This window comes from Streptomyces dioscori (genome assembly GCF_003024195.1).
GTDB classification, from domain to species: domain Bacteria; phylum Actinomycetota; class Actinomycetes; order Streptomycetales; family Streptomycetaceae; genus Streptomyces; species Streptomyces dioscori.
Map to the genome: position 1 here is coordinate 189,238 of NZ_KZ679057.1, position 23,892 is coordinate 213,129.

The window sequence follows — 23,892 nt, forward strand, 5'->3', positions numbered from 1 at the left end:
CCTCCGTCCCCGCCGGGCATGTGTACGTGCGTCATCTGGCCCCTCCCGGGGGCGACCGCGTGGTCCGGCTGGTCGATCCGCGGCCCGGCGGGGCCTCCGGCAGGGTCGGGCAGTGGTGGCCGCCGGTCATGCTCGAAGCGGACTGGGTCGACGAGCACGCCGACACCTTCGACGTCTTCCACCTTCACTTCGGCTTCGACGCGCAGACCCCGCAGGCGCTGCACGACTTCGTCGAAGCCCTGCGCCGGAACGGCAAACCGCTTGTCCAGACCGTCCACGACCTCGTCAACCCCCACCACCGCGACGAGGGCGAGCACCGGGCGCAACTGGACGTGCTCGTCCCCGCCGCGGACCGGCTCGTCACGCTCACCCCGGGCGCCGCGCGCGAGATCGCCGAACGCTGGGGCCGTACCGCGCTGATCCTGCCGCACCCGCACGTGGTCGGACAGGCCGGCCTCGTGCGCCCCCGGCCCGTACGCGACACGTTCACGGTCGGTCTGCACGCCAAGAGCATCCGGGCCAACATGGACCCGCTCCCGGTGGCCCGGGTGCTCGCGGACGCGTTGGCGGAACTGCCCGACGCGGTGCTGCGCGTCGACTGCCACCCGGAGATCGACGATCCCGCGAGTCACCACCACGCGCCCGGCGTGCTCGACGAGCTGCGCGAGATGGACCGCAACAAGCGGCTGCGGCTGTACGTCCACGACTACTTCGACGACGACGCGCTCTACGACTATCTGATCAACCTCGACGTGTCCGTGCTGCCCTACCGCTTCGGCACCCACTCGGGCTGGCTGGAGGCGTGCCACGACCTGGGTACCACCGTCCTCGCGCCGACCTGCGGGTTCTACGCGGAGCAGCGGCCCTGTCTCAGTTACGGCCACGACCGGGACGGGCTCGACGAGGCGTCGCTGCGGGACGCGGTGCGCACCGCCTACGAGGAGCGGCCCCTGTGGCGGGCCGACCCGGCCGACCGGCGGGCCGAACGCCTCATGCTCGCCCGCGAACACGAAACGCTCTACGCGGACCTGCTGTGACGCCGTCCGCCGAGCGGCCACCCCCGCGACCACCCGGCCCCGCCACGCCCTCGTGGACGCCCCCGCGGTCGTCCTCGCGGTCGTCCTCGTGGTCGTCCTCATGGACGTCCGCGGGGACGCCGCTGCGGATCGCCCTGATCGCCTCCGCCCGGCATCCGATCCGCGATCCGTTCGCCGGCGGCCTCGAAGCGCACACCTGGACGCTGTCCAAGGCCCTGCGCGCCCGCGGTCACGAGGTCACGATCTTCGCGGGGCCCGGCTCGGACCCCGGTCTCGGGGTGGTGGAGATGCCGTTCCGGCCGCCCCGGATCAGCGAGGCCGCCTGCCGGGACACCAGCATGGTGGCGGCGCACTGGCTGGCCGAGCACCACGCCTACCTGCAGCTGATGCTCGACCTCTCCCGTGCGCCGGCGCGCTACGACATCGTGCACAACAACAGCCTGCACTACCTGCCGGTGGCGATGGCCGCCGTGCTCTCCGTGCCGGTCGTCACCACCCTGCACACCCCGCCCACGCCGTGGCTGGAGTCGGCCATCCAGGCGCCGCCGTACTGCCCCATGCGGTTCAGCGCGGTCAGCGACCACACCGCCGCGGCCTGGCGGCACGTCGTGCCCGCCGCGACCGTGGTGCGCAACGGCATCGACACCGAGCGCTGGCACCCGGGACCCGGCGGTGAGGAACTGGTCTGGTCGGGCCGGATCGTGCCCGAGAAGGGCGCGCACTTCGCGATCGAGGCCGCGCGTCTGGCGGGGCGGGGGCTGCGGCTCGCCGGACCGGTGGGGGACACGGAGTACTTCGAGGCGTGCATCCGTCCGCGCCTGGACCGCACGATCACGTACGCGGGCCACCTCTCCCAGCCGGAACTGTGCGAACTGGTCGGCTCCTCGGCCGCCGCCGTCGTCTCGCCCTGCTGGGACGAGCCGTACGGACTGGTGATCGCGGAGGCGCTGGCGTGCGGTACGCCGGTGTGCGGGTTCGCGCGCGGCGCGCTGCCGGAGATCGTCACGGACGACTGCGCCCGGCTGGTCGAGCCCGGCGACCGTACGGCGCTGGCGGCGGCCGTCGAGCCGACGACCGCCCTCTCCCGGGCCGACGCGCGGCGTCACGCGGAGGAGTTCTGCTCCATGGAGGTCATGACCCGCAGCTACGAGCGCTTCTACCGCTCGGTGTCGGCGTGATCGGCTACTACGTCCACCACCAGGGCAGCGGCCATCTGAACCGCGCCCGGACCGTCGCCGCGCACTGCCCCGTCCCGGTGACGGGTCTGTCCACGCTGCCCGAGCCCCAGGACTGGCCCTGGCCGGGGCAGTGGGTGCGGCTGCCCCGCGACGACGACGGCGACCCCGCCGGCTTCGGTGACGTGACGGCGGGCGGACGGCTGCACTGGGCGCCCGTCGGGCACGCCGGGCTCCGTGGCCGCATGGCGCTGGTCGCGCGGTGGATCGAGGCGGCCTCGCCCCGGCTCCTGATGTCCGACGTGTCCGTCGAAGTGGCGCTGCTGGCACGGCTGTTGGGGACACCCGTCGCGGTGGCGGCGATGCGGGGCGACCGTACCGACCCGCCGCACCGGATGGCGTACGACCTGGCCGAACTCCTTCTCGCCCCCTGGCCGGCCGCGCTGCCCGAACCGGGCTGGCCCGCGCACTGGGCGGCAAGGACCGTCCACACCGGCGCCTTCTCCCGCTTCGACGGCCGCCCGCGCGCCGTGCGCGCCCCGGGCCCGGGGCGCGCGGACCTGTCACGCGCGGACCGGCCACGTACGGACCTGTCACGCGCGGACCGGCCACGTACGGACCGGCCACGTACGGACCGGCCACGTACGGACCGGTCACGTACGGACCGGTCACGTACGGAGTTGTTGCCCACGGACCCGTTGCCCACGGACCCGTTGCCCACGGACCCGTCGCCCATGAACCTGTCGCCCACGGACTTGTCGCGTACGGACCTGTCGCCCGCGGACTCGGCGCGTACGCCCCGGAAGGTGCTGCTCCTGATGGGTGCGGGCGGGACCGACGTCTCACCCGGCGAGGTGAAGGCCGCGCGGGCGGCCACGCCCGGCTGGGAGTGGACGACGCTCGGCGGTCCTGAGGGCGGCTGGTCGGCCGACCCGTGGCCCGCCCTGTGCGCGGCGGACGTCGTGGTCACCCACGCGGGCCAGAACGCGCTCGCCGAGTGCGCCGCCGCGCGCCGCCCCGCGGTGGTCGTCCCCCAGGAACGCCCCTTCGGCGAACAGGCCGCCACGGGCCGCGCCCTGACCCGCGGCGACCTCGCGGTCGTCACTCCCCGTTGGCCTGCGCCCGACGCCTGGCCCGCCCTCCTGGAACAGGCCTACGAGCAGGGCGGGGACCGCTGGTCCCGCTGGGCCCCGGGCGACGGCGCGATCCGGGCGGCTACCGCCCTGGCCGAGGCGGCGGGGTTCACCGCCCCTGCACGAGACCTCGGCGGCCCCGACGACCCGACCGCCCCGCGAACTCCCGGCGCTCTCGACCACCCGACCGCCCCGCGAACTCCCGGCGCTCCCGACCACCCCGCCGCCCCGCGAACCCCGGGCGCCCCCTGATGCGTACCGCCGTGATCACCCTCGCCGCCGGGCGGCACGGGCATCTCGCTCTGCAGCAGGCCGGGCTCGGCGGCGGGACGTGGGTGCCCGAGCAGTACGTCGTCGTCGCGATGGGGGACCCGGGACTGGGTGCCGTCGTCGCCGGGCGGCGGCCCCTCGCCGCGGTCGTCGGCTGCCCGGTGCGGGACGGGAAGCTGCCGCTCGCCCGAGCCCGCAACCTCGGCGCCGTCCACGCCCTCGCCCGCGGCGCCGAACTGCTGGTCTTCCTGGACGTGGACTGCGTGCCCGGTGCCAGGCTCCTGGAGCGGTACGCCGAGGTGGCCCGCGAGTCCGCCCGCCCCCGCTCCCTGCTCTGCGGCACCGTCGGGTATCTCCCGCCCCCGCCGGACCCGGTCGGCGGCTACCGGCTCGCCGACCTCCCCGCGCTCGCCGAACCGCACCCCGCCCGGCCCGCCCCCGGCGCCGGCGAGACGTGGGACGGCGCCGACCACACCCTGTTCTGGTCGCTGTCCTTCGCGCTGACCGCCGACACCTGGCACTCGGTCGGGGGCTTCTGCGAGGAGTACGAGGGATACGGCGGCGAGGACACCGACTTCGGCCAGCGGGCCCGCGCGGCCGGTGTCCGGCTCACCTGGGTCGGCGGCGCCCCGGCCTTCCACCAGTACCACCCGACCTCCAGCCCGCCGGTGGGACACCTGCACGACATCCTGCGCAACAGCGAGATCTTCCACCGCCGCTGGGGCTGGTGGCCGATGCGCGGCTGGCTCGACGAGTTCGCCGAGCGCGGCCTGATCCGCTGGGACCGCTCCGCACTGCGCTGGGAGCGCACCCCGGCCCCCGGCGGACCTCCGCGGTCCTCCTGATCCGAAGCGGTTGACCCAAGCGCTGTCACGCACGGTGTGTGGGTCGCTACGCTTGTCCCGGTGCGGCCGACCCCGCACAGGAAGCGTCAGGAAGGCGGTGCGCGGCGACATGGGTGCCACTGTCAGGGGACTGCTGGACAGTCTGTCTCCAACGGCGGACGAGGAGGAGCGCCGTGAGTGGGCTGTCGCCTGCGCACACGCTCTCGGCCTCGGTGGGATCGCGGTCTCTCTGGGACGGGAGCTGGTGTGGTTCAGCGACAGCACCAGCGCACGGCTGGAGGACATGCAGTTCGTCCTGGGGCAGGGCCCCGGTCTGCTGATCGAGGACGAGACAGAGGTACGGCAGGTGCCCGACGTCGGACGGCTGCTGGCACGGCAGTGGCCGCAGTTCGCCGCCGAGGCGGAGGAGCTCGGCATCGCGGCGCTCTTCGTCTGGCCCGTGCACATCGGCGCCGTCCGCACCGGGACGATGACCGGATACCGGCGTACGCCGGGCCCGCTCACCCGGCAGCAGCTGACCGAGGGCTGGCTGGTCGCCGACGCACTCGCCGAGCAGGTGCTCCAGAACTGGCCGTCCACCTCCGCCGCACGCAACGGCCGCGGCCACACGGGCATGGTGGACCTGCACCGCGCCGAGGTGCACCAGGCCACCGGCGTCCTCAGCGCGCGACTCGGCGTATCGCTGGCCGAGGCCCTGGACCGGCTGCGGAGCCAGGCCTACACCTCCGGACGGACCCTGACGGACACCGCCCGGGACATCATCCAGCGGGAGCTACCGCGATGACACGACCAGACTTGGTCGACCACGCAGGGGAAACCCTGTGCGGGGGACAAGGAGCTTGCCCATGAGCAGGGAGCAGCACATCGCCCGCACTTTCGTGGAACTCGCCGACACGCTGGTGGAGGACTTCGACGTCATCGGCTTCCTGCAGCAGATGACGGTCCGCTGCCAGGAACTCCTCGACGTCACGGATGCCGCGGTCTTCCTGTCGCACACGGGCCCCCGGCTGTACAGCCCCGCGCCCTGCGATCCCAGTCCCGCCCTGGAGCGCGTACTGGAGTTCGCCTGCGGCGAGGGCCCGGCGGTGGACGCCCACCGCACCGCCCGCGCGGTCGACGCGTACGGGCGGGGCGACGCGCGTCCCGGCGAAGCGGACTCCCGCTGGCCGCAGTTCACCGTTCACCTGCGGCAGGCCGGCTACTCCCTCGCCACCGCCCTGCCGATGCGGCTGCGCCAGGAGACCATCGGCAGCCTGCTGCTCCTGCGCTCCGCCGACCGGCCCCTGGACGCCGACGACCTGGCCCTCGCCCAGACCCTCACCGACGCCGCCACCATCGGTCTGCTGCACGCCCGCACCATCCGGCAGCAGGACACCGTCAACGAACAACTGCACACGGCCCTGCAGAGCCGCATCATCATCGAACAGGCGAAAGGGCTGCTCGCCGCCCGCCGCAACATCAGCCTCAACCAGGCGTTCGAGATCATGCGCCGCCACGCCCGGCAGCACCGGCTGCTGCTCAGCGGTGTCGCCCGGGACATCATCGACACCGGCTCCACGCTGCGCAGTTCGGCCGTACTGCCGCGGGCGAACACGGCGGACACCGAGTGAACCATGGGGCCACATGTGCCCCCCAGGTGGCCCCGTGTGACCTCATGTGCCCCCGTGTGCCCCTGTGTGGCGACCGCGGCCGCCGAGTGTGGCCGGACGGGGCCGTGCAACGACGTCCGGGCGCGGGTCGGTCGTGGTGCCGGGGGCTTCGCGAGAAGCGGGATCACCCCGGCGTGTGCCGCGTACCGCCCGCGCCGTCGTGCGCTTTGATCTGCGGAGGAAAGCGTCGCGCCGCGCAGGGCGCCGACGAGGCGACGACTCGTCGACGGAGCACACGGCATGACGAAGCACGCGGCCGCGAAAGCTGCCGAAACCGCAAAAGCTGCCGGAAACGCAAAAGCTGCCAGAACCGGGAAAGCTGCCGGGACCGGGAAAGTTGCCCGGACCGGGGCCGGGGCCGGGACCGGAACCCGAACCGGGACCGGAACCCGAACCGGGACCGGAACCCGAACCGGGACCGGGACCCGAACCGGAAACGACGAAGAAGAGCCCGGCACCCACCACTGGCTCTTCGGCGACCAGCTCGGCCCCCATTTCGTCGATCCCGCCCGCGGCGGCCCGCGCCGGGACGTGCCCCTGCTGATGATCGAGGCCCGCAGCGTCCTGCGCCGACGGCGGTTCCACCGCGCCAAGGCCCATCTGATCCTGTCGGCGATGCGCCACCGCGCCGCCGAACTCGGTGACCGCGTGCGGTACGTCAAGGCGGACACCTACCGCCAGGGGCTGCGCGAGGCCGTGGGGGACGCCCCGGTGACCGTCCACCACCCCACGTCCCACGCGGCCCTCGCCTTCGTACGCTCCCTGCCCTCCGTACGTGTCCTGCCGGCCCGCGGTTTCCTCGTCACGCACGACGAGTTCGGGCGCTGGGCGGACGGCCGCGGTACGAAGCAGCTGCGCCAGGAGGACTTCTACCGCTGGGTCCGCCAGACGCACGACCTGCTGATGGAGGGCGACCAGCCGGCCGGCGGGCGCTGGAACCTGGACCACGACAACCGGCAGCCCCCGCCGCGCGGCGCCACCGACCTGGGCGTGCCCGCCCCGTACCACCCCCGCGAGAGCGAGATCGACGACGAGGTGCGGGCCGACCTCGACCGCTGGTCGCGCGACGGGGACGTCGAGTTCGTCGGCGAGGACGGGCCGCGCGGGTTCCCGGCCACCCGCCGGGAGGCACTGGCCGCGCTGCACCGCTTCGTCGAACACCGGCTCGCGACCTTCGGGGCGTACGAGGACGCGGTGCTCATCGAGGACACGACGATGAGCCACAGCCTGCTCTCCTCCTCGCTCAACCTCGGCCTGCTCGACCCCGCCGAATGCGCCGAGCGGGCGGAGGCGGCCTGGCGGTCGGGAGACGTGCCGCTCAACAGCGCCGAGGGGTTCGTCCGGCAGATCACCGGCTGGCGCGAGTACGTCTGGCACGTCTACTGGCACTTCGGCACGCGGTACCGCGAGAGCAACGCCCTGGGGCACCACGAGCCGCTGCCCGACTGGTTCACGGACCTGTCCCCGGAGGCGACCGACGCGAACTGCCTCTCCCACGTCCTCGCGCAGGTCAGGGAGACCGGCTGGACGCATCACATCCCCCGGCTGATGATCCTCGGGAGTCTCGCCCTGCAACGCGGGTGGGAGCCCGGCGCCGTCACCGACTGGTTCCACCGCAGCTTCGTCGACGGCTACGACTGGGTGATGGTCCCGAACGTGGTCGGCATGTCGCAGTACGCCGACGGGGGCCGCATGACCACGAAGCCGTACACGTCCGGGGGCGCGTACATCAACCGCATGAGCGACTTCTGCGGCCCCTGCCGCTACAAGCCGACCGTGCGGGTGGGCGAGGACGCCTGCCCCTTCACCGCCGGGTACTGGAACCTCCTGCACCGCCACCGCGCCCGGTTCGAGCACAACCCGCGGATGACGCAGGCTGTACGGGGGCTCGACCGCCTCACCGATCTCGAAGAGCTGCTGGAGCAGGAGCGCGACCGCAGGGACTGATCCCCCGGCCCACCCCCGCCCGGAGAGGAACAGCACGTGGAGCCCGAACAACCACCGCTCTTCGAGTGGTCGGACACCGCACCGGCACCCGCGCGGCCCGCGAGCACGGGCCGGAGCGCGAGCACGGGCGGGAGCGAAAGTACCGGCGGGAGCGAGAGCACCGGCGGGACCGCGCACGGGCTGTACGCGTTCCGGGACAGCCCCCAGGCCCGCCGGATGCTCGACGTACGGGAGGTGTACGCCGAACCGGCGGCCCTCGACTCCCCGCGCGGGCAGCAGATCATGGCCCGGCTGCCGGGCGTGCGGGTGACCGAGGTCGACGGCCACTGGCGCATCCCCTCCCTGCACGGCAACGACGGCAACATCGCCCGCTGGGTCCGCATCAAGACCGACACGCTCGTCCTCGGCGTCAAGCACAGCCTCAGCACGCGCCCCAACGGCAGGTCGGCCGACTGGATCGCCCCCGGCCCCTCCAACGGCTGCGCGATGGCCTGCGCGTACTGCTACGTCCCCCGCCGCAAGGGGTTCGCCAACCCCATCACCCTGTTCACCAATATCGAGGCGATCGTGGCCCACGTACAGCGGCACGTCCGCGCCCAGGGCCCCAAACCGGAACCCAACCAGTGCGACCCCGAGGCCTGGGTCTACGACATCGGCGAGAACGGTGACTGCTCCGTCGACGCCCTGGTCTGCGACAACACCGCGGATCTCGTCGCCGCGTTCCGCCGCCTGCCGACCGCGAAGGCGTCCTTCGCGACCAAGTTCGTCAACCCCGACCTGCTCGCGCTCGACCCGCAGGGCCGCACCCGCGTGCGCTTCTCCGTCATGCCGGCCGACGACGCCCGGCTCCTCGACATCCGTACGAGCCCGGTCCCCGAGCGGATCGCGGCGGCGGCCGACTTCCTCGACGCCGGGTACGAGGTCCACTTCAACCTCTCGCCCGTGGTGCTGCGCCCGGGGTGGGAGCGGGACTGGGCCGACCTGCTCCGCCACCTCGACGACGTCCTGCCCGCCCGGGTGAAGGAGCAGGCGGCGGCCGAAATCATCATGCTGACCCACAACCAGGCACTCCACGAGGTCAACCTCGGCTGGCACCCGCGCGCCGAGGACCTGCTGTGGCAGCCGGAGATCCAGGAGACCAAGCGTTCGCAGAACGGGGCGCTCAACGTCCGCTACGCCCTGGAGACCAAGCAGCGGGCTCTCGCGCGACTGCGGGAACTGCTGGCAGCGCATGCGCCGTGGCTGCGTATCAGATACGCCTTCTGAGGCGGTTACGTCTCCGGGACGAGTGCACCTTGCGGGACGAGTGCGCCTGCTGAGACAGGTACGCCTTTTGCGGCTGGTGGGCCTTTTGAGACGGGTGGGAAAGGGAACCACGTTCCGTGCGGGTCGCGGTCCCGCAGCGCGTAGGTGCACGGAGGAGGAGCGCGATGCGGTTCCGGACGAGTGATCTCACGGGCCCCGGCTACGGCCGGCGCCGCCACGGCAGTGGCTTCCGCTACCTCGACACCAAGGGCAAGGCCCTGCCGAACGGCCCGGAGACGCGGCGCGTACGTGATCTCGTCATCCCGCCGGCCTGGCAGAACGTGTGGATCTCCCCGCACCCGAACGGCCACATCCAGGCGGTCGGCACGGACGAGGCCGACCGCCGCCAGTACCTCTACCACCCCCTCTTCCGCGAGAAGCAGGAAGCCGCCAAGCACACCCGCATCCTGGAGGTGGGCGCCGCCCTGCCGGAGGTGAGACGGCAGGTCGGCAAGGGCCTCGAAGGCTCGGGCCTGAGCCGCGAGAGGGTGCTCTCGCTCGCCGTCCGCCTGCTCGACCTCGGCTTCTTCCGCGTCGGCGACGACCGGTACGCGAAGACGAACGAGTCCTACGGCCTGACGACCGTACGGCGCCACCAGGTCACCTGCAGCAAGGGCGCGGTCGGCTTCGACTACGCGGCCAAGAGCGGGCGCCGCTACTGCCGCGAGATCGTCGACGAACAGGTCTACAGCGGCGTCCGGGCCCTGCTCCGCCGCCGCGACGACGACGAGCACCTCTTCGCGTACTACGAGTCGCGCAGCTGGCACACCATCGACGCGACCGACCTGAACAGGCACCTGCGTGACCTCGCGGGCCTGGACATCTCCAGCAAGGACTTCCGTACCTGGCACGCCACGGTGCTCGCCGCCGTCGCGCTCGCGGTGTCGGCCGAGGTGGCGGACACCTCCCCGACCGCCCGGAAGCGGGCCGCCGCACGGGCGGTCCGCGAGGTCGCCGGGTACCTCGGCAACACACCGTCCGTGTGCCGGGCCTCCTACATCAACCCGCGCCTGTTCGAGCTCTTCGACGAGGGAAGGACGATCGCCCCCGCCCTCACATCCCTGGGCTCCGTCCCGGTGGCGGGCGCACTCGCCACGCAGCCGGTGGAAGAGGCCGTGCTGAGCCTGCTCAGCACCTAGAAGCCGCACCCCGACGGCCGGAACACCGCGGACCGCGACGGCCGGAATACCGGCGGACCGCGCGTGGTTGTCCGCCCTTGTCGATCAACAAGGAGGCCCCATGCCCACGATCCGTCGTCCCCGTGCGCTGCGTCCCGGCGACCTCGTGGCCGTCACCGCGCCCTCGGACCGGCTGGAGCCCGGGGACGAGCCGCTGCTCGCCCGCGGAGTGGCGATCCTGGAGCGGATGGGTTTCCGGGTGCGGGTCAGCCCGACGGTCGACACCGCGCGGAGCCGCTGGTGGGCGGCGGGCGTCCCGGCGGAACAGGCCGCCGAGCTGAACGCGCTGCTCCGGGACCCCGAGGTGCGGGCCGTCGTCGCGCACACCGGGGGCCAGGCGACGATCGGCTATCTCGATCTGATCGACCTGGACGCGATCCGGGCCGACCCCAAGCCGATCCTCGGCTACAGCGACATCTCCGTGCTGCACATGGCCCTGTACGCCAGGACGGGCCTCGTCGGCTTCCACGCCGACATCGTCACCCACGGGTTCGGCAGCGACTGGTACACGCTGGGCGACGAGGCCCGCCGGTCCGAACTGGTCGACCTCTACACCCGTGTGCTCACCCGGGCCGAGGCGCCCGGTGCGCTGCCGGCAGGGGGTACGTGGGAGACCTGGCGGCCGGGCCGCGCGCAGGGACCGCTGCTCGGCGGCCTGCTGAACCGCCTGGTCCACGTGCAGGCGACCCCTTTCGCCCTGCCCGCCGAAGGGTTCGACGGCGCGATCCTGTTCTGGGAGGAGCTGCAACGGCCGGTCACCCGGATCTGGTACGACCTGCACACCCTGCGGCTGTCCGGTGTGCTGGACCGCATCGCCGGCATGGTGGTCGGCATCCCGCACGAGGTCACGCCCTGGGAGGACGGCGGGGAGGAGGTCGGTCTGCGCGAGGTGGTGCTCGACGTCCTGGGGGAGCGTGACATCCCCGTCCTCGCCCAGGTCGACTTCGGCCACACCTCGCCGAACCTGCCGCTGCCCCTCGGCGTACGCGCGGAAGTGGACGCGGACAACCGGACGCTGTCCCTGCTCGAACCGGCGGTCGAGGCGGCCGGGCCGGCCGCGCCGGCTGAGGACCGCTGACCGGCGGCACCGGCGGCACCGGGAGCATCGCCGACCACCCGGACACCGCCGACATGCGCCCTGCCCCGAACAGCCGGACAGTGGGAAGGGCCCTTCATCGCGGAGGCCGAGGTCGAGGGAGCGTGCGGATCGTGGCGAAGGACAAGGACAAGGACAAGAAGCTCAGCAAGGGGGACAAGGTCTCCTGGAGCAGTCATGGGCAGACCGTCCCCGGCAAGGTGAAGAAGAAGATCACGGGCCACGCCGAGGTGGCGGGCCGTACCGTCAAGGCCTCGAAGGACGAGCCGCAGTACGAGGTCGAGAGCGACAAGTCCGGCCGCAACGCCGTCCACAAGCCCGGCTCGCTGCGCAAGAAGAGCGGCGGCTCATGAGTGGCGGCAAGACCGACACCGATCGTGCGGACACGGTCAAGGAGTTCGGTGACGCCGTCAACATGACGCCCGCTGCCCTCAAGAAGTGGCTGGACACGGACGATTCGAAGAGCGTGGGCCAGTCGGACGGCGGCGGCGAGAGCGTGGGCCACGCGTCCGGACGCCGAATCGTCCGCCTGCTGGAGAAGAAGAAGGCCGACCTGACCGACGACGACGTCGCCCACATGCGCAAGGTCGTCGGCTATGTGCACCGCCACCTCAAGCAGCGCCCTTCGGGCGACGTCACGGACACGCGGTGGCGGTACTCGCTGATGAACTGGGGTCACGACCCGAAGGCGTGATCACGCGCGTTCCACACCGCCGCTGAACGCGAAACCCGGGCCGGTCCGAACGGACCGACCCGGGTGTCAACCGCTAGATGACCACTGGGCTCAGACCAGGTCGAAGCGGTCCGCGTTCGAGACCTTGACCCACGCCTCGACGAAGTCCTTCACGAACTTCTCCTTCGCGTCGTCGCTCGCGTAGACCTCCGCGAGCGCGCGCAGCTCGGAGTTCGAGCCGAAGACCAGGTCGGCACGGGTGCCGGTCCACTTGACCTCGCCCGTGGACGCGTCGCGGCCCTCGAAGGCGGTCTGGTCGGACGAGGTGGAGCTCCACGTCGTACCGAGGTCCAGGAGGTTGACGAAGAAGTCGTTCGTCAGGGTTCCCGGCTTGTCGGTGAGGACGCCGTGCGCCGACTGGTCGTGGTTGGTGCCCAGGACGCGCAGGCCGCCGACGAGGACGGTCAGCTCGGGAGCGCTCAGCTTGAGCAGGTTCGCCTTGTCGATCAGCAGGAACTCGGCCGGCAGGCGGTTGCCCTTGCCGAGGTAGTTCCGGAACCCGTCCGCGGTCGGCTCCAGAGCGGCGAACGACTCCACGTCCGTCTGCTCCTGCGTCGCGTCGGTACGGCCCGGGGTGAAGGGCACCTCGACCTCGACGCCGCCGTCCTTCGCGGCCTTCTCGACGCCCGCCGCACCGGCGAGGACGATCAGGTCGGCGAGGGAGATCTGCTTGCCGCCGGTGTGAGCGGAGTTGAAGGACGACTGGACGCCTTCGAGGGTCCGCAGCACCGAGGCGAGCTGGTCCGGGTTGTTGACCTCCCAGCCGCTCTGCGGCTGAAGGCGGATGCGCGCGCCGTTGGCGCCGCCGCGCTTGTCGCTGCCACGGAAGGTCGAGGCCGAGGCCCACGCCGTGGAGACCAGCTCGGAGACCGTGAGGCCCGAGGCGAGGATCTGGCTCTTCAGCTCGGCGATGTCCGCCGCGTCGACCAGCTCGTGCGTGACCGCCGGGACCGGGTCCTGCCACAGCAGGGTCTCCTCCGGGACCTCCGGGCCGAGGTAGAGGGACTTCGGGCCCAGGTCACGGTGGGTGAGCTTGTACCAGGCACGGGCGAAGGCGTCCGCGAACTGGTCGGGGTTCTCGTAGAAGCGGCGCGAGATCTCCTCGTACGCCGGGTCGAAGCGCAGCGCCAGGTCGGCCGTCAGCATCTTCGGGGCGTGGCTCTTCGACGGGTCGTGCGCGTCCGGGATCGTACCGGCGCCCGCGCCGTCCTTCGCGACCCACTGGTTGGCACCGGCGGGGCTCTGCGTCAGCTCCCACTCGTACTCGAACAGGTTCTTGAAGAAGCCGTTGCTCCACTGCGTGGGCGTGCTCGTCCAGGTGACCTCAAGGCCACTGGTGATGGTGTCGCCGCCCTTGCCGGTGCCGTACGTGCTCTTCCAGCCCAGGCCCTGCTCCTCGAACGAGGCGGCCTCGGGGTCGTCGCCGACGCTCTCCGAGGGGCCCGCGCCGTGGGTCTTGCCGAAGGTGTGACCGCCCGCGATCAGGGCGACCGTCTCCTCGTCGTTCATCGCCATCCGGCGGAACGTCTCACGGATGTCGCGGGCCGAGGCCACCGGGTCCGGGTTGCCGTTGGGGCCCTCGGGGTTGACGTAGATGAGGCCCATCTGGACGGCGCCGAGCGGGTTCTCCAGCTCACGGTCGCCGGTGTAGCGCTGGTCGTCGAGCCAGGTGGTCTCGGGACCCCAGTAGACGTCCTCGTCGGGCTCCCACACGTCGGCGCGGCCACCGGCGAAGCCGAAGGTCTCGAAGCCCATGGTCTCCAGGGCGACGTTGCCGGTGAGGATCAGCAGGTCGGCCCAGGACAGGCTCTGGCCGTACTTCTTCTTCACGGGCCACAGCAGACGGCGGGCCTTGTCGAGGTTGACGTTGTCCGGCCAGCTGTTCAGCGGCGCGAACCGCTGCTGACCGGCGCCGCCGCCACCGCGGCCGTCGCTGATGCGGTACGTGCCGGCGCTGTGCCAGGCCATACGGATCATGAGCGGGCCGTAGTTGCCGAAGTCCGCGGGCCACCAGTCCTGCGAGGTGGTCAGGACCTCGGCGATGTCACGTTTGACCGCGGGGAGGTCGAGGCCCTGGAACGCCTCGGCGTAGTCGAACTCCTCACCGAGCGGGTTCGACACGGCGGGATTCTTGGCAAGGATCTTCAGGTTGAGGCGCTCGGGCCACCACTGACGGTTGCCACCGCCCTGGGTCGGGTGCGGGGCGCGACCGTGCGCGACCGGGCAGCCGCCGGTCTCCTCGGGCTTCGGGTCCGTGACGATCGCGTCATGGTTCTCGGTCATGGGAAATCCTTCCGAACAACGGGGTGGATCACGTGCTCAACGGGTGGATCACTTGCTCAGGAACTGAGGCTGGTGGGGCTGGGGGACTCGGTGGCACAGGCGGGGCACAGGCCCCAGTAGATGACCTCGGCCTCGTCGACCGAGAAGCCGTGGTCCTGGGACGCGGTGAGGCAGGGGGCGTGACCGGTCGCGCAGTCGACGTCGGCCACGACTCCGCACGACCGGCACACGAGGTGATGGTGGTTGTCGCCGACACGTCCCTCGAAGAGGGCCGGGCTGCCGGGCGGCTCGATGCGACGGACGAGCTTCACCGTGGTCAGCGCGTGAAGTGCCTCGTACACGGCTTGCAGCGAGATGTGGCCCACACGGGCCCGTACCTCGGTGGCGATGGCCTCCACACCGAGATGATCACCCGCCCGGACGGTTTCGAGCAGCGCGACACGGGCTGCCGTCACCCGCAGGCCGGCGCCGCGCAGCTCTTCGGCGGTCGTCGGTGTGCCGGGTGGGGTCATGGAGCCAACCTACTGACATAAACACGAACAGTTCAAGTAAATGAACGGTACAGGTTTGGGTGCGGCGGGTTGGGGTGGGGTTCACCTGCTGGTGGGGGTGTCGGTGCAGGTCAGTGGGGGCCTTGTCCCGCAAGGGGTGTGCCCTGTGGGAGGCGGCGGTGATTCGGGTGCGGGTTCGGTGGGGGCTGGTCGCGCCGTTCCCCGCGCCCCTGGCGGGGCGCTCTGCGAGCCCGGGTCAGTACACGTCCCGGACGTAGCGCTTCTCCGCCGCCAGCTGCTTGAGGTACGCGGTGGCCTCCGTCTCGCTCAGGCCACCGTGGGCGACCGCGATGTCCCGCAGGGTCCGGTCGACGTCCTTGGCCATGCGGGAGGCGTCGCCGCAGACGTAGAAGCGGGCGCCGCCCTGGAGCCAGGACCACAGCTCGGGTCCGTGTTCGCGCAGCCGGTCCTGGACGTAGACCTTGGCGCGCTGGTCGCGGGAGAAGGCCGTGTCCAGCCGAGTGAGGGTGCCGTCGGCGAGGAAACCGTCCAGCTCCTCCTCGTAGTAGAAGTCGGTCGCCCGGTGCTGCTCGCCGAAGAACAGCCAGTTCGGTGCCCGGTGCCCGAGGGCCCGCCGCTCCTCCAGGAAGCCGACGAAGGGGGCGACGCCGGTGCCGGGCCCGACCATCACCATCGGGGTCGCCGGATCGGCCGGCGGCCTGAAATGCGGGGAGCGCTGTACGAACACGGGTACCGGTGTCCCCGCCTCGGCATCGGCGAGAAAGGGCGAGCAGACCCCGCCGCGAGCCAGCCCGCCGAGATTCTCGTACCGCACGACGGAGACCGTGAGGGACACGTGGTGCGGGTCGGTGAGCGGGCTGGACGATATGGAGTACAGGCGGGGCTGGAGCCGCTTCAGGACGTCGGCCCACTCCTGGGCGCTCGCCCGCACCGGATGCTCGGCGATGACGTCGACGACCTGCCGCCCCCAACTCCACTGGGCCAGCCCGTCCTTGTTGTCGGGCCGCAGCAGCCCCTTCAACTCCCGGCTGTCACCGGTCCGTTCGGCGACGAAGCGCAGCAGGTCCGGGGAGATCCGGGTGATGTCGAGATGGCGTACGAGGGCGTCGGTGACGGAGGTGTGCCCCACTCCGTCGATCTCGACGCCGGTTGCGGGGTCGAGCCCGGCGACGGTGAGCCATTCGTCGACCAGCTCGGGCGAGTTGAGCGGCCGTACACCGAGCGCGTCCCCGGCCTCGTACGTCAGCGGGATGTCGCCGTCCCGGGTGTCGAAGGTGAACCGGCGCACTTCCTTGCCCGCGCCCGGCAGGCTGAGCAGCCGGTTCCCGACGAGCCGGGCGGTGACGGAGGCGGGCTTCCGCGAGACGGTCGCGGCGGTCGAGACGGTCGAGGCGGGCGACGCGGGGGCCGGTGCGGGTTCCTTCTCGGTCGCGAGCGCGCCGACCACCTCGTCGAGCCAGGCCCGCGCGGGCGCCTCGTAGTCCGGCTCGCAGTCGGCACGCGGAGCGAGCCGCACCCCGCCCAGCTCGTCCAGCCGCTGGTCGAGCCGCCGCCCGTGCGCACAGAAGTCGTCGTACGAGGAGTCGCCGAGGGCGAGGACGGAGTAGCGCACGCCGTCCATGCGGGGCGGCTCCGGCGACTCCTGGGCCAGGGCCGCCCAGAACCCGGAGCCGTTGTCGGGCGCGTCCCCGTCGCCGAACGTACTGGTGATGAGCAGCAGGTCCGCCCCCGGCGGCAGGGCACGCGGGTCGGCGTCGTCCATCCCGAGGACCGTGGCCCTGTACCCGCCGGCGACAAGCTGTTCGGCAGCCGCGCCGGCTACGTTTTCGGCGTTCCCGGTCTGCGAGGCCCAGAGGACGACGACTTCACGGAGGGGACCGGCGGCTTCGGCGACCCGCGGGGTGTCGGCGGCACGGGAGTACATGCCGGCGAGAACGCCGTTCACCCAGAGCGCGTGCCCCGGATCGAAGGGCGCGTCCACCGGAAGCACGGGCACACCGGGCGATCCGGCGGGCAGCCCGGCGAGAAAGCCGGTGAGGTACTGGCGCTCGTAGGCGGAGAGGAGGGGAGGGGGACCGGGCTCCAGCCCGAAGATCCCTGCAGCCCCAGTATGTGTAGCCCCTCCGGCGGTTGAGGAGCGGGGGCCCGGGGGCAGCGCCCCCGACGGGGTCCGGGGCAGCGCCCCTGTTACGGGAAGGGGCGGGGTGGGGGAGGAAACCCGAGCCAAAGCCACCGCACACACCTTCAACTCCGGCTGGAACGACACAGGATCAACGGCGTCACTGGTGACGGCGTTGACACTCAGGTACTCCCCGAACAGGTCGTTCCAGTGGAACGGCGCGAACAGCGCCCCCACCCGCACCCGGTCGGAAACCACCGCAGGCAGCACGGCCCGCCCCCGCCGGGACGCCACCTCGACCCGGTCCCCCTCGGCGACCCCCAGTGCCGCCGCGTCCTCCGGATGCACCTCCACGAACGGCCCGGAGTCAAGCCTGTTGAGCCGGGCCACCCGCCCCGTCTTGGTCAACGTGTGCCACTGATGCGGCAACCGCCCGGTGTTCAGCACGAACGGAAAGTCGTCGTCGGGCAGTTCGGCGGCGGGCAGGTGCGGCCGGGCATGGAACACGGCCCGCCCACTGGCCGTCGGAAAGACCGGCCCACCGGACCCGGACCCCGACCCCGACTCGGACCCGGGCCCGGACCCGACGTACCGAATCGGATTCCGGTCGGGCCCGTCCGCGTCCGAGGCGGGCCACTGCACGGACGTCTTCCGCAACCGCTCGTACGTGACCCCCCGCAGATCCCACCCCGTCACCGGATTCCACGCCCGCTTGATCTCCTCGAAGACCTCCTCCGCGCTCGCGTACGAGAACCCCTTCTCGTACCCCATCTCGCAGGCCACCCGCGCGATGAGCCGCCAGTCCGCGAGCGCCTCACCGGGCGGGTCGACGGCGGGCCGCGCGAGCGTGAGGTTGCGCTCGCTGTTGATGAGCACGCCCTCGGTCTCGGTCCACATCGCGGCGGGGAGCACGACATCGGCGTACGCGTTGGTCTCGGTCTCGGCGAACACGTCCTGCGTGACGACGAATTCTGCGGCTTCGAGGCCCTCGATGACCGTCCGCCGGTTGGCCACCGAGGCGACCGGATTGGTGCAGATGATCCAGCAGGCCTTGATCTCGCCGTCGGCCATCTTCCGGAACATCTCGACCGTACCCCTGCCGACCCCGTCCTTGCGGAGGGTGTCGGGCGGCAGCTCCCACAGCTCCTCGACGAAGGCACGCTCGTCGTCGACGAGCACGGACCGCTGCCCCGGCAGACCGGGCCCCATGTACCCCATCTCGCGCCCTCCCATGGCATTGGGCTGCCCGGTGAGGGAGAAGGGCCCGGACCCGGGGCGGCAGATCGCGCCGGTGGCGAGATGCAGGTTGACCAGGGCGTTGGTGTTCCAGGTGCCGTGCGTGGACTGGTTGAGACCCATGGTCCACAGGCTCATCCACTCGCCCGCCTCGCCGATCAGCCGCGCGGCCTCCCGGATGTCGGCCTCCGGTATGCCGGTGATCCCGGCGACCGCGGCGGGCGGGTAGTCGGCGAGGAAGCCGGGCATGGCCTCCCAGCCCTCGGTGCGGGCCGCGATGAAGGCGGGGTCGGTGTGCCCGTTCTCGTGGAGCAGATGCAGCAGCCCGTTCAGCAGGGCGAGATCCGTACCCGGCCTGATTTGCAGATACAGATCGGCCTTGTCGGCGGTCGCGGTGCGCCGCGGGTCGACGACGATCACCTTCGCGCCCGCCGACTTCACCCGGTCCATCATCCGCAGGAACAGGACCGGATGGCAGTCCGCCATGTTCGAGCCGATGACGAGGAAGACGTCCGCCGACTCGAAGTCCTGGTACGAGCCGGGCGGCCCGTCGGCCCCCAGCGACAGCTTGTAACCGGCGCCCGCGCTCGCCATGCACAGCCGCGAGTTGGACTCGATCTGATTCGTCCGTACGAAGCCCTTGGCCAGCTTGTTCGCCAGGTACTGGGCCTCCAGGCTCAGCTGACCCGAGACGTAGAAGGCGAAGGCGTCCGGGCCGTGCTCGTCGATGACCGCGCGCAGCCGCCGCGCGGTCTCGGCGATCGCCGCGTCCACGGACATCGGTGCGGGTCCGGCCCCGCGGTCCTGGCGGACGAGCGCGGTGGAGAGCCGTCCCGGCGCCGCGAGCATGTCCGCGGTGGTGGCCCCCTTGGTGCAGAGCCGGCCGCGATTCGCCGGGTGCGCCTTGTCGCCGGTCGCCTTCAGGACCGTACGCCGTCCGTCGGGGCCCATGCCGATGTCGAGGACCATGCCGCAGCCGACGCCGCAGTACGAGCAGACCGTGCGTACCTGGGACGTGGGAGAGGTCGTGCTCACACGCTGCCTTTCGCCGGCCTGCTCGGGGCTCCAAGTGTACGAATTGCCCGTTACGCCAGTGTCACGTGGCGTGATCATCAGGAGTTACGCCCGTCACACAGCGGCGGCCGGCCCGGTGTGAGGGGGGCGGGTGCGAGGGTCGCTGTGAGGCTGCTGGGAGGCCGTCGGGAGCGTCGCTGTGAGAGTTGTGAGGGTTTCGAAGCCTACGGCGCTCGGCTGCGGACCGTGTCGCATTCGGCCGAACGGGTGACCATGCGCAACAATGGCCCGACAGTGACCCGTGCAGGCAATCAGCACGATTCCGGGCACTGATCAGGACGCAGTCACGCACGACAGGGCGGGGGGAGCCGGTGAACAGCCACGACGTCACCGATGAACAGTGGGAAGGGCTCGCCCAGGTAGTTCCTCTGCGCGGGCGCGATGCCTGGCCGTCGGCGGTGGGCCATCGGGCGCTGCCGGAGGCGGAGACCGAGACGCGGCGCCGCTTCGTGGTGCTGCGCATCAACATCTTCGCGGACGCCCGCGAGGTCGCCGAGACCCTGATGGCCGGGATTCCGGTCCTGCTGGATCTCACCAGCGCCGAGACGGATGTCGCCAAGCGGGTGCTCGACTTCAGTACGGGTGTGGTCTTCGGCCTGGCGAGCGGGATGCACCGGGTCGACAAGAACGTCTTCCTGCTGACGCCGCCGGGCACCGAGGTGGCGGGGCTGATGCAGGGGGCCGGGATTCCCGGCGTGTGACGCCGCGACGCGGGGCTTCCGGCAACCTCCGCGACCGGCTACCCCGATCGTAGGAAGGTCCGCGGACGAAACGGTTCCGCCTCCGGGCGGAGTCCTACGGTCCGGACATGACCGTGTCGCCCCGCGTCCCCGAAGACGCAAAGACTGCGCAGTTCCCCGCGCCCCTGAGCGGGTCGGGGCGCGCGGACGCCAGCACATCTCGTCCCGGCCGGCCGTGTGTCACCGAGTTGCGGTTGTCCGCGTTCGGCGTGCACCGCGGGGCCGGATTCCCGCTCGGGCCGCTCAGTTTGTTGTGCGGGCCCAGCGGTAGCGGCAAGTCCAGTGCCCTGAGGGCGTACGAGGCACTGGCCCGGCTCGGCGGGGGCGCCGAACTCGGCGAGGTGTTCCCGGCCCCGGCCGACTGCGTACCCGAGCGGGCCCGCCCCGACGCCCAGCGGCGCCGCGGGTTCCGTATCGGCTGCACGGCGGACGGCCCCGAGGGCCCCGTACGACTCGATGTGGCCGTACAGGCTGAGCCCCACCTCCGTATCGTGGGCGAGCGGTTGACCGCCGGAGGACGCACCCTGCTGCAGACGGCCCTGCGGGACCCGGCCCGCCGGGCGGTGCAGGCGGCCTGGCACACCGCGGGCTCGTCCCTCGTGACGAGGGCCCCGCTTCCCGACGACCGGCTCGGCACCGCGCTCCTGCCACTGCGGGTCGCGGGCCGGACGGACGGCCAGCGTCAAGTCCTCGCCGCCGCAGAGCAGATGGTGGTCGCGCTGCGGTCGGTCTTCGTCTGCGACCCGCTGCCCCGAGGTATGCGCACCGACGTGCCGCTCGGCGCGGGACGGCTGCTGCGCGGCTGCGACAACCTCGCCGAAGTGCTGTGGCGTACCCGCTCCGAATGCGGGCGGCGGCACGGACTGCTGGTCGACGCGGCGCGGGCGGGATGCGCGGGCCCGGTGTACGACGTACTCGCGGAGCCCGGCCCCGACGGAGCGGGCGCGGGCGGCACGGTCCGGGCACTCCTCGACCGGGGCGACGGACTGCGGACACCCCTCGGCCGCCTGGGGAACGGGGAACTGCGCTACCTGGCGCTGGCCCTGGTGCTGCTCACCGGGCCCGGTGTCCTGGCGGTCGACCCGGCGGGCGAGGTGCCCGCGGCGCTGCAGACACTCACCGTGCTCGTCGACGGGTTCGACCGCGATCTGGACGCCCGGCAGCGGGAAGGGCTCGTACGGCTGGCGGCCCGCATGTGCGAACGAGGACACATCCGGCTGGTGGGAGCCGTGAGTGACGCGTCCTGGGCGGCGGGGCTGGACGGGGTGACGGTGGTAGACCTTGGACCGTGACCGAACTTGATGTGGCGACCCTGCAGCGCCGACTCGTCGCGTTCGCCGCGGCGCGCAACTGGGAGCCCTACCACACGCCCAAGAACCTCGTCGCCGCGCTCAGCGTGGAGGCCTCCGAACTCGTCGAGATCTTCCAGTGGTTGACGCCCGAGGAGTCGGCCCGGGTGATGGACGACCCGAAGAGAGCGCCGCGCGTACGGGACGAAGTCGCGGATGTGCTCGCGTACTTGCTCCAGCTCTGCGACGTCCTCGGGGTCGATGTGCTCGCGGCGCTGGACGCGAAGATCGACCGGAACGAGGGGAGGTTCCCGGTGCCGGAGTGACGCACCCCGGCCGATGTGCTGCCGGCCCGCTGCCGACTGCCGCCAACTGTCACCAACTGCGCCAACTCCCGCGCTGTGGGCGGAAAAACGGACCAACAATTCCGATTGTCACTCTCCGTTGCTGTTGATCTGTTCATATTCGATTCCGTGTCCGCAGATTTCAGACTTCCTCTGGCTTTTCGTCCCGAGACAGCTCACTCTGGGTAGTGGCAGGCGGAGTTCGGGCAGGCGTGTGCACAACGCGTCGGGACAGACGGGGACAGCGGATGGAAGCGGTGCGGCTCATCGGTGCGAGCAGGTGTGCCCTGATGAGGAGCGGCGACGCCTCCGAGACCATGGCCGAGGCCTGGCAGGCCCAAGCCCTCGCCCAGGCGATAGGCAGCCGGCTGGCGGTGTCCGGGCCCCCCGAACTACGGGGCGAGGCACTGGGGTTGACGGAGCTGGCCGGTCGCGGGTGCGGAGTGCTGGGTGCTCCGGCGCTCGATGTCAGCAGCTTACGGGCGGCGCAGCTGACCGAGCTGGGTGATGCGCGGGGGGCGCTTCTCGAACTCGGTGGGTTGCTGGGGGAGGTGGGGATCGCGCTGGTGGGGATAGCCTGCGGGGCTGCGGACGAGGGGACGTACTGGCAGTGCATGGAGGCGATCGACGCGGCGGACGAGTCGCGGGACCGGGTCCTCGAAATGCTGCGAAGACTCGCGGCGCGGGATCAGGGGGCGGCGGCGGGGTCGTGAGCGGGTGGCTTTCCCTCGCCCCCCGTATCGCGCTGCGCGCTCGTCCTCAAACGCCGGACGGGCTGGAGGTGTCCCCGGACCGGCGGACACCTCCAGCCCGTCCGGCGTTTGAGGACCGGGGGTTCGGGGGCAGCGCCCCCGAGTCAGTGACGGGAAGGGTAGGGGCGGCGGGGGCGAAGGAGATCAGACGCCGGCGACCGGCGGTACCGATGGCGCCGACCGGGCCACGACCGTGCAGGATGGAGGCATGGATCTTCGAATCTTCACCGAGCCCCAGCAAGGGGCGACCTACGACACCCTGCTCGCCGTGGCGAAGGCCACCGAAGACCTCGGCTTCGATGCCTTCTTCCGCTCGGACCATTACCTGCGCATGGGCTCCGTGGACGGCCTCCCCGGCCCGACGGACGCCTGGATCACCCTCGCGGGACTCGCCCGCGAGACCAAGCGGATCCGTCTCGGCACCCTGATGACGGCCGGTACGTTCCGCCTGCCCGGCGTCCTGGCGATCCAGGTCGCCCAGGTCGACCAGATGTCCGGCGGCCGGGTCGAACTGGGCCTGGGCGCGGGCTGGTTCGAGGAGGAGCACAAGGCGTACGGCATCCCCTTCCCGAAGGAGAAGTTCGCCCGCCTGGAGGAGCAGCTGGCGATCGTCACGGGGCTGTGGGAGACCGAGCCCGGCGAGACCTTCTCCTACGACGGCACCCACTACCAGCTCACGGACTCGCCCGCGCTGCCCAAGCCCGCACAGTCCAAGGTGCCGGTGCTCATCGGCGGCCACGGCGCGTCCCGTACGCCGCGCCTCGCGGGCCGGTACGCCGACGAGTTCAACATGCCCTTCGCGTCGGTCGAGGACAGTGAGCGCCAGTTCGGCCGGGTGCGGGCCGCCGCGGAGCAGGCCGGCCGCAAGGGCTCCGACCTCGTCTACTCGAACGCGCTCGTCGCCTGTGTGGGCAAGGACGACGCCGAGGTGGCCCGCCGGGCGGCGGCGATCGGCCGTGAGGTGGAGGAGCTGAAGGCCAACGGCCTGGCGGGCTCCCCGGCCGAGGTCGTCGACAGGATCGGCCGTTTCGCGGAGATCGGCTCCCAGCGGATCTACTTCCAGATCCTCGACCTCGACGACCTGGACCACCTGGACCTCATCTCCTCCCAGGTCCAGTCGCAGCTCTGAGCGTTTGCGCGACGGGTGCCTCGCAGGGGCGCGGGGCCGCCGACGG

Annotated in this window: 19 protein-coding genes and 1 pseudogene; 17 read left to right on the forward strand and 3 right to left on the reverse strand. The window is 71.8% G+C overall.

Features of this window, described 5'->3' with window-relative positions; genetic code table 11:
* Positions 1 to 26 precede the first annotated feature (26 nt).
* The 12 genes and pseudogenes from C6Y14_RS38565 to C6Y14_RS38625 all read left to right on the forward strand — a co-directional run bounded on the left by C6Y14_RS38565 (position 27) and on the right by C6Y14_RS38625 (position 12,329).
* Positions 27 to 1,037, forward strand: coding sequence for a glycosyltransferase family protein (locus C6Y14_RS38565; RefSeq protein ID WP_225891491.1), 1,011 nt, complete (start codon positions 27 to 29; stop codon positions 1,035 to 1,037).
* Complete coding sequence (locus C6Y14_RS38570) at positions 1,034 to 2,215, forward strand: glycosyltransferase family 4 protein (protein WP_225891492.1); 1,182 nt, start codon at positions 1,034 to 1,036, stop codon at positions 2,213 to 2,215. Before C6Y14_RS38565 ends, C6Y14_RS38570 begins: the two co-directional genes overlap by 4 nt.
* On the forward strand, positions 2,212 to 3,597 hold the full coding sequence (locus tag C6Y14_RS45400; protein WP_225891493.1) for a glycosyltransferase: 1,386 nt from the start codon (positions 2,212 to 2,214) through the stop codon (positions 3,595 to 3,597). The genes C6Y14_RS38570 and C6Y14_RS45400 overlap by 4 nt, the downstream gene beginning before the upstream one ends.
* A complete protein-coding gene (locus C6Y14_RS38585) occupies positions 3,597 to 4,460 on the forward strand; it encodes a glycosyltransferase family 2 protein (protein ID WP_107021560.1) in 864 nt (287 codons plus the stop codon). Before C6Y14_RS45400 ends, C6Y14_RS38585 begins: the two co-directional genes overlap by 1 nt.
* A gap of 109 nt (positions 4,461 to 4,569) precedes the next feature.
* On the forward strand, positions 4,570 to 5,244 hold the full coding sequence (locus C6Y14_RS38590; RefSeq protein WP_159074393.1) for an ANTAR domain-containing protein: 675 nt from the start codon (positions 4,570 to 4,572) through the stop codon (positions 5,242 to 5,244).
* Positions 5,245 to 5,305: 61 nt separating this feature from the next.
* Complete coding sequence (locus tag C6Y14_RS38595; protein ID WP_107021562.1) at positions 5,306 to 6,070, forward strand: ANTAR domain-containing protein; 765 nt, start codon at positions 5,306 to 5,308, stop codon at positions 6,068 to 6,070.
* 492 nt (positions 6,071 to 6,562) lie between these two features.
* Positions 6,563 to 8,056: pseudogene (locus C6Y14_RS38600) on the forward strand (cryptochrome/photolyase family protein); the annotation flags it as partial.
* Positions 8,057 to 8,092: 36 nt separating this feature from the next.
* Positions 8,093 to 9,322 (forward strand): spore photoproduct lyase family protein, encoded by a 1,230-nt coding sequence (locus C6Y14_RS38605; protein WP_107021563.1) that lies wholly within the window; start codon positions 8,093 to 8,095, stop codon positions 9,320 to 9,322.
* 164 nt (positions 9,323 to 9,486) lie between these two features.
* The gene (locus C6Y14_RS38610) at positions 9,487 to 10,500 is read left to right on the forward strand and encodes a DNA topoisomerase IB (protein ID WP_107021564.1); all 1,014 of its coding nucleotides are present in this window, start codon (positions 9,487 to 9,489) and stop codon (positions 10,498 to 10,500) included.
* A gap of 100 nt (positions 10,501 to 10,600) precedes the next feature.
* The gene (locus tag C6Y14_RS38615; RefSeq protein WP_107021565.1) at positions 10,601 to 11,617 is read left to right on the forward strand and encodes a S66 peptidase family protein; all 1,017 of its coding nucleotides are present in this window, start codon (positions 10,601 to 10,603) and stop codon (positions 11,615 to 11,617) included.
* 131 nt (positions 11,618 to 11,748) lie between these two features.
* Complete coding sequence (locus C6Y14_RS38620; protein WP_225891494.1) at positions 11,749 to 11,988, forward strand: hypervirulence associated TUDOR domain-containing protein; 240 nt, start codon at positions 11,749 to 11,751, stop codon at positions 11,986 to 11,988.
* Entirely contained in the window at positions 11,985 to 12,329 is a 345-nt protein-coding gene (locus C6Y14_RS38625) for a DUF3140 domain-containing protein (RefSeq protein ID WP_107021567.1), read from the forward strand. The genes C6Y14_RS38620 and C6Y14_RS38625 overlap by 4 nt, the downstream gene beginning before the upstream one ends.
* Before the next feature lie 90 nt (positions 12,330 to 12,419).
* Here C6Y14_RS38625 and katG read toward each other — a convergent pair whose 3' ends face one another.
* From katG to C6Y14_RS38640, 3 genes are all read right to left on the reverse strand, one after another.
* Positions 12,420 to 14,651 (reverse strand): catalase/peroxidase HPI, encoded by a 2,232-nt coding sequence (gene katG / locus C6Y14_RS38630; RefSeq protein WP_107021568.1) that lies wholly within the window; start codon positions 14,649 to 14,651, stop codon positions 12,420 to 12,422.
* 56 nt (positions 14,652 to 14,707) lie between these two features.
* A complete protein-coding gene (locus C6Y14_RS38635; protein ID WP_107021569.1) occupies positions 14,708 to 15,163 on the reverse strand; it encodes a Fur family transcriptional regulator in 456 nt (151 codons plus the stop codon).
* A gap of 235 nt (positions 15,164 to 15,398) precedes the next feature.
* On the reverse strand, positions 15,399 to 19,487 hold the full coding sequence (locus C6Y14_RS38640) for a molybdopterin-dependent oxidoreductase (RefSeq protein ID WP_404828894.1): 4,089 nt from the start codon (positions 19,485 to 19,487) through the stop codon (positions 15,399 to 15,401).
* 416 nt (positions 19,488 to 19,903) lie between these two features.
* Here C6Y14_RS38640 and C6Y14_RS38645 point away from each other — a divergent pair, with 416 nt between their 5' ends.
* The 5 genes from C6Y14_RS38645 (at position 19,904) to C6Y14_RS38665 (ending at position 23,846) form a co-directional block, all read left to right on the forward strand.
* Positions 19,904 to 20,293: a cell division protein SepF gene (locus C6Y14_RS38645; RefSeq protein WP_107021571.1), complete on the forward strand. Its 390-nt coding sequence runs from the start codon at positions 19,904 to 19,906 to the stop codon at positions 20,291 to 20,293.
* Between the two features lie 107 nt (positions 20,294 to 20,400).
* Entirely contained in the window at positions 20,401 to 21,624 is a 1,224-nt protein-coding gene (locus tag C6Y14_RS38650; RefSeq protein ID WP_225891496.1) for an AAA family ATPase, read from the forward strand.
* Entirely contained in the window at positions 21,621 to 21,947 is a 327-nt protein-coding gene (locus C6Y14_RS38655) for a nucleotide pyrophosphohydrolase (RefSeq protein WP_107021572.1), read from the forward strand. The genes C6Y14_RS38650 and C6Y14_RS38655 overlap by 4 nt, the downstream gene beginning before the upstream one ends.
* A 266-nt stretch (positions 21,948 to 22,213) precedes the next feature.
* Entirely contained in the window at positions 22,214 to 22,678 is a 465-nt protein-coding gene (locus tag C6Y14_RS38660; protein WP_107021573.1) for a DUF6099 family protein, read from the forward strand.
* Between the two features lie 247 nt (positions 22,679 to 22,925).
* Positions 22,926 to 23,846, forward strand: coding sequence for an LLM class F420-dependent oxidoreductase (locus tag C6Y14_RS38665; RefSeq protein WP_107021574.1), 921 nt, complete (start codon positions 22,926 to 22,928; stop codon positions 23,844 to 23,846).
* The last annotated feature ends 46 nt before the right edge of the window (positions 23,847 to 23,892 follow it).

Coding starts and splice junctions, on each gene's coding strand:
- C6Y14_RS38665 (WP_107021574.1), top strand. CDS start 22,926: ATGGATCTTCGAATCTTCACCGAGCCCCAGCAAGGGGCGACCTACGAC.
- C6Y14_RS38625 (WP_107021567.1), top strand. CDS start 11,985: ATGAGTGGCGGCAAGACCGACACCGATCGTGCGGACACGGTCAAGGAG.
- C6Y14_RS38585 (WP_107021560.1), top strand. CDS start 3,597: ATGCGTACCGCCGTGATCACCCTCGCCGCCGGGCGGCACGGGCATCTC.
- C6Y14_RS38615 (WP_107021565.1), top strand. CDS start 10,601: ATGCCCACGATCCGTCGTCCCCGTGCGCTGCGTCCCGGCGACCTCGTG.
- C6Y14_RS38660 (WP_107021573.1), top strand. CDS start 22,214: ATGGAAGCGGTGCGGCTCATCGGTGCGAGCAGGTGTGCCCTGATGAGG.
- C6Y14_RS38610 (WP_107021564.1), top strand. CDS start 9,487: ATGCGGTTCCGGACGAGTGATCTCACGGGCCCCGGCTACGGCCGGCGC.
- C6Y14_RS38640 (WP_404828894.1), bottom strand. CDS start 19,487: ATGGTCCTCGACATCGGCATGGGCCCCGACGGACGGCGTACGGTCCTG.
- katG (WP_107021568.1), bottom strand. CDS start 14,651: ATGACCGAGAACCATGACGCGATCGTCACGGACCCGAAGCCCGAGGAG.
- C6Y14_RS38650 (WP_225891496.1), top strand. CDS start 20,401: ATGACCGTGTCGCCCCGCGTCCCCGAAGACGCAAAGACTGCGCAGTTC.
- C6Y14_RS38590 (WP_159074393.1), top strand. CDS start 4,570: ATGGGTGCCACTGTCAGGGGACTGCTGGACAGTCTGTCTCCAACGGCG.
- C6Y14_RS38635 (WP_107021569.1), bottom strand. CDS start 15,163: ATGACCCCACCCGGCACACCGACGACCGCCGAAGAGCTGCGCGGCGCC.
- C6Y14_RS38595 (WP_107021562.1), top strand. CDS start 5,306: ATGAGCAGGGAGCAGCACATCGCCCGCACTTTCGTGGAACTCGCCGAC.